General features: G+C 56.2%; 11 protein-coding genes and 1 tRNA gene. All 12 read left to right on the forward strand.

Annotated elements, in window-relative coordinates:
• The first annotated feature begins 114 nt into the window (after positions 1 to 114).
• The 12 genes from cmk (at position 115) to AC2VNK_RS03655 (ending at position 12,054) form a co-directional block, all read left to right on the forward strand.
• Positions 115 to 795 (forward strand): (d)CMP kinase, encoded by a 681-nt coding sequence (gene cmk, locus AC2VNK_RS03600; protein WP_291524226.1) that lies wholly within the window; start codon positions 115 to 117, stop codon positions 793 to 795.
• Positions 796 to 872: 77 nt separating this feature from the next.
• Entirely contained in the window at positions 873 to 2,579 is a 1,707-nt protein-coding gene (gene rpsA / locus AC2VNK_RS03605; protein ID WP_291524224.1) for a 30S ribosomal protein S1, read from the forward strand.
• A 158-nt stretch (positions 2,580 to 2,737) separates the two neighbouring features.
• Complete coding sequence (locus AC2VNK_RS03610) at positions 2,738 to 3,043, forward strand: integration host factor subunit beta (protein WP_291524222.1); 306 nt, start codon at positions 2,738 to 2,740, stop codon at positions 3,041 to 3,043.
• 15 nt (positions 3,044 to 3,058) lie between these two features.
• Positions 3,059 to 4,213 carry a tetratricopeptide repeat protein gene (locus tag AC2VNK_RS03615; RefSeq protein ID WP_486882827.1) on the forward strand — a complete coding sequence of 385 codons (1,155 nt, stop codon included), beginning with the start codon at positions 3,059 to 3,061 and terminating at the stop codon, positions 4,211 to 4,213.
• Positions 4,210 to 4,932 (forward strand): orotidine-5'-phosphate decarboxylase, encoded by a 723-nt coding sequence (gene pyrF / locus AC2VNK_RS03620; protein ID WP_486882828.1) that lies wholly within the window; start codon positions 4,210 to 4,212, stop codon positions 4,930 to 4,932. Before AC2VNK_RS03615 ends, pyrF begins: the two co-directional genes overlap by 4 nt.
• Before the next feature lie 68 nt (positions 4,933 to 5,000).
• Entirely contained in the window at positions 5,001 to 5,588 is a 588-nt protein-coding gene (gene pyrE / locus AC2VNK_RS03625) for an orotate phosphoribosyltransferase (protein WP_291524216.1), read from the forward strand.
• A 73-nt stretch (positions 5,589 to 5,661) separates the two neighbouring features.
• Positions 5,662 to 6,948 carry a trigger factor gene (tig, locus tag AC2VNK_RS03630; RefSeq protein WP_291524214.1) on the forward strand — a complete coding sequence of 429 codons (1,287 nt, stop codon included), beginning with the start codon at positions 5,662 to 5,664 and terminating at the stop codon, positions 6,946 to 6,948.
• Positions 6,949 to 6,993: 45 nt separating this feature from the next.
• Positions 6,994 to 7,638, forward strand: a complete 645-nt coding sequence (clpP, locus tag AC2VNK_RS03635; protein ID WP_291524212.1) for an ATP-dependent Clp endopeptidase proteolytic subunit ClpP — start codon at positions 6,994 to 6,996, stop codon at positions 7,636 to 7,638.
• An 18-nt stretch (positions 7,639 to 7,656) separates the two neighbouring features.
• A complete protein-coding gene (gene clpX / locus AC2VNK_RS03640) occupies positions 7,657 to 8,928 on the forward strand; it encodes an ATP-dependent Clp protease ATP-binding subunit ClpX (RefSeq protein WP_291524210.1) in 1,272 nt (423 codons plus the stop codon).
• 87 nt (positions 8,929 to 9,015) lie between these two features.
• Positions 9,016 to 11,448, forward strand: coding sequence for an endopeptidase La (gene lon, locus AC2VNK_RS03645; RefSeq protein ID WP_291524208.1), 2,433 nt, complete (start codon positions 9,016 to 9,018; stop codon positions 11,446 to 11,448).
• Between the two features lie 248 nt (positions 11,449 to 11,696).
• Entirely contained in the window at positions 11,697 to 11,969 is a 273-nt protein-coding gene (locus AC2VNK_RS03650; RefSeq protein WP_014028811.1) for an HU family DNA-binding protein, read from the forward strand.
• 12 nt (positions 11,970 to 11,981) lie between these two features.
• A tRNA-Val gene (locus AC2VNK_RS03655) sits at positions 11,982 to 12,054 on the forward strand.
• Positions 12,055 to 12,056 lie beyond the last annotated feature (2 nt).

Genomic DNA, 12,056 nt, shown 5'->3' on the forward strand with positions numbered 1-12,056 from the left:
ACTGGTGGCGCGAGGTGATATCGAAATTCTCGACTGTGCCAACGTGGCTACGTCCTTTCCGAGTTGTCCCGCTCTGGCACAGCAGGCCGGGCTGCTGCTGGAGATGGTAAGCGCATGAATATCATCCCCGTCATCACCCTGGATGGTCCCGGCGGGGTCGGTAAGGGCACGCTGGGTCGTCTCTTGGCCCATGATCTGGGTTGGCATCTGTTGGACAGCGGCGCTATTTATCGGGCGTTGGCGCTGGCGGCCCAGCGGGCCGGGCTTCATGCAGATGAGGAAGCGGCGCTGTCCGACCTTGCCCGTGCCTTACCGCTGAGCTTTCGCGGTGCAGTGGACCAAACCCACGTACTACTTGGGGGAGAGGTCGTGGATGCGGAAATCCGCAGCCCCGAAATCAGTGCGTTGACCTCACAAATTGCCGCGCTTCCTGCGGTCCGCGCCGCTTTATTGCAGCGGCAGCGGGATTTTCGCCAGGCGCCGGGACTGGTGGCCGACGGCCGGGATATGGGGACCGTGGTTTTCCCGGACGCACCGCTTAAGATATTTCTGACTGCCAGCGCCGAAGTCCGTGGCAAGCGGCGTCTGAATCAGTTGATGGAACAGGGTAGTAGTGCTAATCTCGCCACAGTTGTGGCGGAAATTGCGGAACGCGATGCCCGGGATCAGCAGCGCAGCGTGGCACCGCTCCGGCCCGCGTCCGATGCGCGCCTCCTGGATACCAGCGAACAAAGCGTTTCTGACACATACAGGGTTCTGCAAAGCTGGGTTCAATCGGCTTTGCAGGAAAATTGAAACCGCCATTTATGGCATCGAGCAGTGATTCAAGGGGCGCCTATGGCGTGCCCGGTAAATGAGGCCTACTGAAATTTATGACCACCCCTAACGCTGAAATGCTTGTTGAACCCAGTTTTGCCGAGATGTTTGAAGAAAGCCAGAGCACCCAGGGCCTCAAGCCTGGCGAGTTGCTCACCGGCATAGTGACCCGCGTCGATAACGACTTTGTCATCGTCGATGTGGGTCTCAAGTCTGAAGGGCCGATCCCCGCTGAGCAGTTCCGTAATGCGGAGGGTGAAATAGAGGTGAAGGTTGGTGACTCTGTGGAGGTCTGTCTGGAGCTGGTGGAAGACGGCATGGGCGAGACCCGCCTCTCCCGTGAAAAAGCCCGTCGCGCCAAGACCTGGGTCGATCTGGAGAAGTCCTTCAACGACAACGCCGTGGTGCATGGCTTCCTTACCGGTAAGGTGAAGGGTGGTTTTACGGTCAGCATCGATGGTGTGCGCGCCTTCCTGCCTGGCTCTTTGGTCGATGTGCGTCCGGTACGGGATGTGGCCTATCTCGAAGGCAAAGACCTGGAGATGAAGATCATCAAGCTGGACCGCAAGCGCAACAACGTGGTGGTTTCCCGCCGCGCGGTGGTCGAGCAGGAACAGAGCGTGGAGCGTGGCGCACTGCTGGAAAGCATTCAGGAAGGTGCCATCCTCGAGGGTGTGGTCAAGAACCTCACCGATTACGGCGCGTTCATCGACCTGGGTGGTATCGACGGCCTGCTGCATATCACCGATATGGGCTGGCGCCGGGTCAAGCATCCCAGCGAAGTGGTCACCGTGGGCGGCGAAGTGCGCGTCCTGGTCCTCAAGTTCGACCGCGAGCGCGGCCGTATCTCTCTCGGCATGAAGCAACTGGGTGAAGATCCCTGGCGCGATATCGCCCGCCGTTATCCCGAGGCTACCCGTATTTTCGGTAAGGTCACCAACGTTACGGATTACGGCGCGTTCGTCGAGATCGAAGAAGGCGTCGAGGGCCTGGTGCATGTCTCCGAAATCGACTGGACCAACAAGAACATCAATCCGGCCAAGGCCCTGCATGTCGGCCAGGAAGTCGAAGTGATGATCCTTGATATCGACGAAGAGCGGCGCCGCATTTCGCTGGGCATCAAGCAGTGCCTGCCCAATCCGTGGGACGACTTCGCGCAGAACTTCCAGAAGGGCGATCGTGTCTCCGGTCAGATCAAGAGTATTACCGACTTCGGTGTGTTCGTTGGCCTGGATGGCGGTATCGATGGCCTGATCCATCTTTCTGATCTCGCCTGGGATCGTACCGGCGAAGAAGCGGTGCGGGACTTCAAGAAGGGAGATACTCTGGATGCGGTCGTCCTCAGCATTGATCCGGAGCGGGAGCGTATCAGCCTCGGGATCAAGCAGATGGAAACTGATCCGTTCATCCAGTTTGTGGTGGCCAATGAAAAGGGTGCCCTGGTCGAAGGTGAAGTCATCTCGGTGGATAGTCGAGGTGCCGAGATTCGGCTTGGCGAGGGTGTGGAAGGATTTCTGCCCCACCGTGAACTGGCTCGTGGTCTGACCTTGTCAGCCGGGGATAAAATTGAGGTCAGCATTGCGATGGTAGATCGCAAGAACCGCACCTTGACCCTCAGCACCAAGGCCCGGGAAGCGGCTGCTTCTCAGGAGGATCAAGCGGCGGCGGTGCAGCAATACGCGCGTAGTGCGGCGACGGGCACCACCAGTCTGGGCGACCTGATCAAAGAACAGCTCAAGCGTAAGCAGGAAGAAGAAAGTTAAGTGTGACCCTTTCCCTCCCGGTCATGTGCTGATCGGGAAGAGGGGGTGAATGAGGTGGCGTCAGGTAAAGGCTTTTTTGAAGCGTCAACCTGCCGCTTACCTTTTTAATTTTATGATGTCCTGTCAGTTCACCATTCTTTGTAAGAAGCTAATAAACTATGACTAAATCGGAATTGATCAAAAACATCAGTGCACAATATCCACATTTGAGTGTGCGCGATATTGAAATGGCTACCCGCCAGATGCTCGATTATCTGAGTGACGCACTGGCTGAGGGTGAACGTATTGAAATTCGTGGTTTTGGAAGTTTTTCCATGCACGTGCGTCCCGCCAAGCAGGGGCGTAATCCGAAAACGGGAGAGCCGGTGCTGGTGCCTGAGAAGCGGGTTCCGCATTTTAAACCGGGTAAGGAACTCCGCGAGCAGGTTGATTACCCTGAGGCGGTTGCAGGTAGCAAGGTCTAATTGACGGTTTCTGGGGTGGAGACCGTTGTCGTCCTCGTCTTGCTCGCGGCGATCGCGCTGGGCGTGTGGATTGGTCGGATTACCGCTCACCGAAAATCTGCGCCGATTGCCCCCGACACGATTCCCGAAATTTATATTCAGGGACTCAACCATCTCCTCAGTGAGCGCAATGATGAGGCGGTAGAGGTTTTTCTCGATGCGCTGCGGCAACATCCGGAGAGCGTTGACATTTTGCTCGCCCTGGGACGCCTCTTTCGGCGGCGCGGAGAGTTGGAACGTGCTTTGCGGGTACATCAGCATCTTCTGGATCAACCGGCACTGGCGCCTGATCTGCGGCAAAGTGTGCTTTTCGAGATCGCGCAGGATTACCTCAAAGCAGGGATTCTCGATCGGGCGGAATCTATCCTCAAAGAATTATTGGATCGTCAACCCGATCATCTAGAGGGCCTTGCTACGCTTGCCGAGCTGTACGAACTGGGTAGTGAGTGGGCGCAGTCTATCGCGGTTCGTCAGCGCTTACATAAAGCAGGTAAGCGCGACCAGCGTCCCGTGATTGCCATGCTCTATGGTGAACTGGCCGAGCAATCGCTGCTCGCCGGAGAGACAGGACAGGCAAAGTTTTTTTTGGAGTTGGCCCGGAAGGAGGATCCAGAAAATCCGCGGGCTTTGGTGATTGGCGGACGCATCGCCTTCGATCGGCAGGACTGGGGTGGTGCGTTAAGGCTTTGGGAAAAACTTCTCGACTCCCCAGTGGAATCTGTAGTTCTGCTTATTTTGGAACCCTTTCTGAGCGTTTTACGATATGCTGAGAACGGCACGGATGTGCAAGAAGCACGAGAACGCCTGTTGGAGATGTGCAATTCGCCACTGGCCGTAAAACTTTTGGCGCATGCCTTGCAGGCGGTTGAGGGAACCCCCGCGGCGACGGCATATTTAAGACGTGTTTTGTTGCGGCAGCCAGATATGCGGGTGATGCAGGTTTTGCTGGAACTGGATCCCGATGCACCGGATCCCGCATTGTATCCCGTTATGGCGCTAGCAGTCAGGGGACTGTCGGTGGAACCAGCGGTTTTTCATTGTCAGTCTTGTGGTTATCAAAGTCCCCAGTACTATTGGCGCTGCCCTAGCTGCCGTCAGTGGGGTACCTTTTCCGGAGGGTGTAGTTTGTGATTTCACCGCTCATTGTTGCGCTGGATTATGCGAACGAATGCGACGCCCTGGTTTTGGCGGATCAGCTTGATCCTGCCGCGTGTCGGGTCAAGGTCGGTAAGGAACTCTTTACCGCCTGTGGCCCCGCCATTGTGGAGCACCTGCAGGAGCGGGGATTTGACGTATTTCTTGACCTCAAATTTCACGATATTCCGCAGACCGTCGCCAAAGCTTGCAGGGCGGCAGCGCGTCTCGGCGTATGGATGCTCAACGTGCATGCGAGTGGTGGTAGCACCATGCTGCGCGCCGCACGCGAAGCGGTAAACGATGCCGCTGGAACACAGCGGACTCTTCTGGTTGCGGTGACGGTACTCACGAGTATGAACGATGCCGCTTTACGCGAAGTTGGCGTCAACAGCTCGGTGCAGGATCAAGTTGGGCGTTTGGCGACACTTGCAGCAGAATGTGCCTTGGATGGCATCGTCTGTTCTGCGCTGGAGGCAAGTCGTCTACGGGAGTCAGTGCCTGAACTCCTGCGTGTGACTCCGGGGATTCGTCCCGCGCAGTATGCGGAGGATGACCAGAGACGTATTATGACGCCAGCGGCGGCACTGGCAGCGGGATCAGACTTCCTCGTGGTAGGCAGGCCTATTACGGCTGCCGAGGATCCGGCACAGGCCCTTGGCCAGATATTGAGTGAGTTGCCAGGGAACGCCGCCGGTTCTCAGAAATCCGATTGATATGCTTTTTTAAAGAGGTGGTAAGGGCTGTGCTCCGCGCAACACTGATCATGGAGAAGGAATCTGCTGTGACTACAGACGAAGTGGTGGCGTTGTACAAAGAAGATGGAGCACTGCTCCAGGGACACTTTCTGCTATCCTCAGGGTTGCATAGTGATACCTACCTGCAGTCGGCCAGGGTACTGCAACATCCCGAGCACGCAGCGCGACTGTGTGCGGCGATGGTGGCGGGTATTCCTGATGATCTGCGGCAGCGCATCTCCTGTGTCGTGGGGCCAGCCATGGGTGCGGTTCTGGTGTCCTACGAATGTGGCCGCGCGCTTGGAGTACGCAGCCTGTTCACCGAGCGGGAAGCCGGGCAGATGGTGCTGCGCCGGGGCTTTGCGCTGGCGCCGGGTGAAGGTGTGTTAGTGGTTGAAGATATTACGACGACAGGCGGCTCGACGCGGGAATGTATAGCGGCCATTACCGCAGCAGGTGGGCAAGTATTAGCGACATCGGCAATTATTGATCGCAGTTCAGGATTCAGCGATTTTGACGGCGTACCATTTTTTCCGCTGTTGACGCTCCCGGTACGTACCTGGGAAGCTGTTGATTGTCCGCTCTGTGCAGTTGGCGGGACGCCCGTTAAACCGGGGAGCCGCGGTCTGCGCTGACCTTGAGGGGCAGGTGGCTTGTGTTTATTATTAACGTTTAGGCTTAGACAAAATGCAAAAGAAGGATCAGTTCATGCAAATCTCGACACCAGAGGCCGCGCCTTTGGAAAGACACATCCATGTGACCATTCCCGCCAGTGAGGTGGAGAGTGGGGTATCCCAGCGTCTGCGTAACAAGGCGCGCTCCGCGCGTTTCCCCGGATTCCGGCCCGGCAAGGCGCCCATGGCCCTCATCGAACGCCATTATGGTTCGGATGCCCTCATGGAGACCTTCGATCATCTTATCAATGAACGCTATTCTCAGGCAGTGCGTGACGAGTCCTTACGTCCGGTTGGAAGACCGGAAGTGCAGGTCGAGAAAGGTGGGCGCGGCGAGGACCTCGTGTTTACGGCCGTGGTAGAGGTGTATCCCGAATTTGATCCGCAGGTGCCGGACGCCACCGTTATCCGCAAGACGGCTGAGGTGACGGATGCGGACGTGGATGCCACCATAGACATTATGCGTCAGCAGCGGCGTTTTTATGTGTCTGCCGAGCGTGCTGCACAGGACGAAGACCGGGTCACCGTGGATTTTCAGGGGACCATTGATGGTGCCCCCATGGCGGGCGGGGATGTGACCGACTACCCCGTGGTGCTGGGCTCCGGTCGTTTGCTGCGGGACATTGAGCAGGGACTGCTGGGGATGTCTGCGGGAGAAGACCGGACCGTCGCGGTACAGTTTCCGGCAGAATATCATGCTCCGGAACTCGCCGGTCAGGCTGCCCAGTTCCATCTTCAGGTCAGGGAAGTGGCGGCCCCCCAATTGCCCGAAGTGGACGCGGCTTTTGCCCTGGCACTGGGTATTGAGGATGGGGATGTAGCCATATTGCGGCAGGAAGTACGGGAAAATCTGGAACGTGAAGCGCAGCGGATTAGCCGGGGTCAGGTGAAAGCGCAGATTCTGGAACTGGTAGCGGAGAGCAACCATCCCGATTTGCCCAGGCAAATGATCGGACAGGAATTGGAGCGTTTGCAAAAAGACGCCGATGCAGCAGTTGGCAGCAATGATCTGGACGCGCTGGCCAGGCGGCGAGTGGTACTCGGCCTGGTTTTGTCGGAAATTGTCCGGCGCGAGAAGCTGCGGGCATCCCCAGCGGAAGTCACTCAGGTTATTCGGGACATGTCCGAGCAGTATGAGGACCCTGAGCAGTTCATGAGTTGGTACCGCAGTAATCCCGAGCAGATGGAGCAGGCCGAGGCCCTGGTGCTGGAAGACAAAGTGGTGGCATGGCTTCTGGAGCGTGTTAAAGTGAACGACGAGGTTGTCAGCTTTAACCAGCTCATCGGCCGGGCACCGGTAGCCGAAGCAAACGCGGAATAACCGGTGCCCGTTGCGGGACCGTGTCAACAGACAGGAGCATGGATTATGTGGAAGCAGGCAGGAGACCAGTTGGCGCCCGCCGTACAGGGCTTGGGGTATGTGCCCATCGTGGTCGAGCAGACCGGGCGTGGCGAGCGATCCTATGATATTTACTCGCGGCTGCTCAAAGAGCGGGTGATCTTTATGGTGGGCCAGGTGGAAGACATGATGGCCAATCTGGTGGTCGCTCAGTTGCTTTTTCTGGAAGCGGAGAATCCTGACAAAGATATCGCACTGTATATCAACAGCCCCGGTGGTTCTGTCACGGCTGGCATGGCGATTTATGACACGATGCAGTTTGTTCGCCCGAAGGTCAGTACGGTCTGCATTGGTCAGGCGGCGAGCATGGGGGCTGTATTACTGGCCGCTGGTGCCGAAGGCAAGCGTTACGCGCTGCCTAACGCACGGATTATGCTGCATCAGCCCTCCGGTGGTTTTCAGGGGCAGGCGCATGATATCGAAATCCATACCAAAGAGATTCTGCGTATCCGTGAGCGGCTCAATGATATTTTGGTCCATCATACCGGACAGGATCGTGAACGCATTGAGCAGGATCTCGACAGAGACTTTTTCATGTCGGCCGAGGAGGCCCAAACCTACCGTCTTGTGGACGCTGTGATTAGCCATCGCGGTGAAAACGAGACCGCCTGAACAGGCAGGAGAACAGCTATGGCTGGAAAGCACGAGGGAAGCGGTGAAAAGACGCTGTATTGTTCATTCTGTGGCAAGAGCCAGCATGAAGTCCGCAAGCTGATTGCCGGTCCTTCGGTATTTATCTGTGATGAATGCATTGAGTTGTGCAACGATATCGTCAAAGACGAGATACTGGACGACCACAGCGAGGGTCAGGACAAACTTCCCAAACCTATGGAAATCCGCAAGACGCTGGATGATTACGTCATTGGTCAGGACGTTGCCAAAAAGGTCTTGTCCGTAGCGGTTTACAATCATTACAAGCGTCTTGAACATGGTGGCAAGGACAATGAGGTGGAACTGGACAAGAGTAATATCCTGCTCATCGGCCCCACCGGTTCGGGCAAGACCCTGCTGGCGCAGACCCTGGCGCGCCTCCTGAACGTGCCCTTTGCCATGGCCGATGCCACGACACTCACGGAAGCCGGCTACGTCGGTGAGGATGTCGAAAACATCATTCAGAAGTTGCTGCAGAAATGTGATTACGATGTGGAAAAGGCGCAGACCGGCATCGTCTATATCGATGAGATCGACAAGATCACTCGTAAGTCCGAGAACCCCTCTATCACCCGCGATGTTTCCGGTGAAGGCGTGCAGCAGGCGTTACTCAAGCTGATTGAAGGGACGGTGGCCTCGGTTCCGCCACAAGGCGGCCGCAAGCACCCTCAGCAGGAGTTTCTGCAGGTGGACACGCGGCATATCCTCTTCATCTGTGGTGGTGCCTTTGCGGGTTTGGAGAAGTCCGTCTCTACGCGTCTGGAGAAGGGCGGTATGGGCTTCAATGCGCCCCTCAAGCGCCGCGATAAAGAAGCGACCGCAGCCATGCTGATGCAGAATCTGGAGCCGGAAGATCTGGTTCGTTATGGTTTGATTCCCGAGTTTGTCGGACGGTTGCCTATTCTGGCGCTGCTGGAAGAACTGGATGAAGAAGCACTAATTTCCATCCTCACCGATCCGAAGAATGCTTTGGTGAAGCAATACCAGAAGCTCTTCGCCCTCGAAGGTGTGACTCTGGAGTTCCGTACCGAGGCATTGCGGGCCATTGCCAAGAAGGCACTGACCCGCAAGACCGGAGCACGTGGTTTACGCTCTATTCTTGAGCAGATTCTGTTGGATACGATGTACGAATTGCCCTCGATGAGTGGCGTGAAAAAGGTGGTAGTGGATGCCGCCGTCGTGGAAAGCGGCACCAAGCCGCTGCTGGTTTACGATGATGCTGCCAAGGTGGATATGTCTCATCCGGCCTGACGTAGAGCGTGGTCGTTATTGAAAAGCACTGTCGACGACCCCATCTGCACTGTTATTGGTAGTAATCACCTACTTTTGGAGTAGACCGTGGCCCAAATCGATAAAAGTCTCCTGGTGGAAGAGGAAGCGCAGATGGTACCGGTGTTGCCGCTGCGCGATGTTGTGGTATTTCCGTTCATGGTTATCCCTCTTTTCGTGGGGCGGACGAAGTCGATTCGCGCCCTGGAAGAGGCAATGTCTGGTGAAAAGCAGATTTTGCTGGTGTCACAAAAAAATGCCGCGGACGATGATCCTCAACCGGAAAATATTTATCGGATCGGCACGCTGGCGACGATTCTACAATTACTCAAGTTGCCTGATGGTACGGTCAAGGTGCTGGTCGAAGGTACGGACCGGGCTAGAATTGTCTCCTTCCTGCCTGCGGAGGAATCCTTGCGTGCTCAGGTGCAGATCGTCGCCAGTGGTGCGGCAAACGATCGTGAGCTGGAAGCGCTCATGCGTTCGGTCAGTGCCCAGTTTGAGGCCTACGTCAAACTGAACAAAAAAATTCCCCCGGAGATCCTGTCTACTCTGGCGAGCATGGATGATCCGGCACGACTGGCCGACACGGTAGCGGCACATCTCAGCCTCAAACTCGAAGAAAAACAGGAAATTCTGGAGAAGGCGGACACCCGCGCCCGGCTGGAGCATCTGCTGGGCATGATGGAGTCTGAGATTGACCTGCTGCAGGTGGAAAAGCGCATCCGCGGCCGCGTCAAGCGGCAGATGGAGAAGAGTCAGCGCGAGTATTATCTGAATGAGCAGATGAAGGCCATTCAGAAAGAGCTGGGTGATCTGTCGGAAGAGGGCGGTAGTGAGCTGGATGAGTTGACGCGTAAAATCGACAAGGCCGGAATGCCTAAAGATGTACGGGTCAAGGCGGACGCTGAACTAAAAAAACTGCGGATGATGAGTCCCATGTCCGCAGAGGCGACGGTCGTGCGTAACTACATCGACTGGCTGGTGGGGGTGCCGTGGCGCAAGCGCAGTAAAATCACCAAGGATCTTAAGCGGGCTAAGGCTATTCTCGACGCCGATCATTACGGTCTGGAGGACGTCAAGGAGCGCATTCTCGAATATCTTGCCGTACAGGAACGGGTTGGCAACAGCCGCGGTCCCATCCTGTGTCTGGTAGGTCCGCCTGGCGTGGGTAAGACCAGTCTGGGGCGCTCTATCGCAGCGGCGACCGGACGCAAATTTGTGCGGATGTCCCTAGGTGGCGTGCGCGACGAAGCGGAAATTCGCGGACATCGGCGTACCTATATCGGTGCCCTGCCGGGTAAAATCGTCCAGAGTCTGGCCAAGATTGCTACGCGCAATCCGCTGATGCTGCTGGATGAAGTGGATAAGATGGCGATGGATTTCCGGGGTGACCCGGCCTCCGCCCTCCTCGAAGTGCTGGATCCCGAGCAAAATGCGACTTTCAACGACCATTACCTGGAAGTGGATTTCAATCTCTCGGAGGTGATGTTTGTCACGACGGCGAATACGCTCAATATCCCGGCACCGTTGATGGATCGCATGGAGGTGATTCGTATATCCGGGTACACCGAAGACGAAAAGATCCACATCGCCACCAAGTATCTTCTGCCTAAGCAAACAGAAAAAGCGGGGCTACTGGATGGGGAGATGCAAGTTTCACAGACGGTCATCCGGGACATCATCCGTTACTACACCCGGGAAGCCGGCGTGCGTAATCTGGAGCGGGAGCTCGCACGTATCTGTCGTAAGGTAGTAAAGGAACTCCTGCTCGACAAAAAGCGCACGCGGGTGCAGGTGTCGGATCGCAATTTGGACAAGTATCTCGGGGTGCGTCGCTTCGACTTCGGCAAGGCGGAGAAGGAAAACCGCATCGGTGAGGTCACTGGTCTGGCCTGGACTGAGGTGGGCGGTGAATTGCTGAGTATTGAGGCTGTCGTCGTACCGGGTCGCGGCAAGCTGCTGATCACCGGTAAGCTGGGAGATGTTATGCAGGAGTCTATCCAGGCCGCCATGAGCGTGGTTCGTGCCCGGTCACGGGCGCTGGGCATTCCTGCAGATTTTTACCAGAACCGTGACGTGCATATCCATGTGCCAGAAGGTGCCACGCCTAAAGATGGGCCAAGTGCCGGTATTGGCATGGCCACTGCCTTGGTATCGGCGCTGACCAATATTCCGGTGCATGCCACGGTCGCCATGACCGGGGAGATCACGCTGCGCGGTGAGGTCCTGCCCATCGGTGGGTTAAAGGAGAAGTTGCTGGCAGCACATCGCGGTGGCATCAGCACGGTCTTGATTCCGGCGGAGAATGAAAAAGATCTGCAGGAAATTCCAAAAAATGTGCGTGATGCACTGACCATCAAACCGGTCCGGTGGATTGACGAGGTTCTGGCTATCGCGCTGGAGTCATCACCGATGCCGCTGCCCGCCGACAGCGGAGAAGCGTTGGTTGGCGTAGTAGCGGTTAATGAGCCTTCCGAGGACAAGGCAATGGCACATTAAGGATGTGGTGTGAAAACTGTCTCCATAATTTTTTAGTTATGTAGAATAGGCGTAGGAGCATGACGACATTTATGTCGTCATGCTCCTGACAGCAATGGTTCATTGGCGAAGGCCGGTCTATGATTCGTGATTCAGGCCATTTTTTGCACTTTCTTGACAAGTCTTTTTTTACCCTGCTATAACGTTTTCTGGATAGAGTTGATGCGCAGTTATACCTAGTAACCGAGTCCATAACAGGAGAAAGAAATATGAATAAATCGGAGTTGATCGAGAAGATTGCAGAAGAAGCTGGCGTGACTCGTGCCGCCGCCGGCCATACTTTGGATGCGGCAGTCAAGGTGATTACAGAGGCACTGAAGGCTGGTGATCAGGTAACTCTTGTCGGTTTCGGTTCCTTCCTTGTTTCGAGCCGTGAGGCGCGCAAAGGCCGTAATCCCGCTACTGGTGCAGAAATCATGATCGCCGCAAGTCGCACGCCTAAATTTAAGGCTGGTAAAGCACTGCGTGATGCAGTAAACTAGCGCGTCTGGTTTGGGCGGTTAGCTCAGTTGGTAGAGCGTCGGCTTTACACGCCGAATGTCGGGGGTTCGAGCCCCTCACCGCCCACC

The organism is Acidithiobacillus sp. TH-A35, assembly GCF_057473505.1.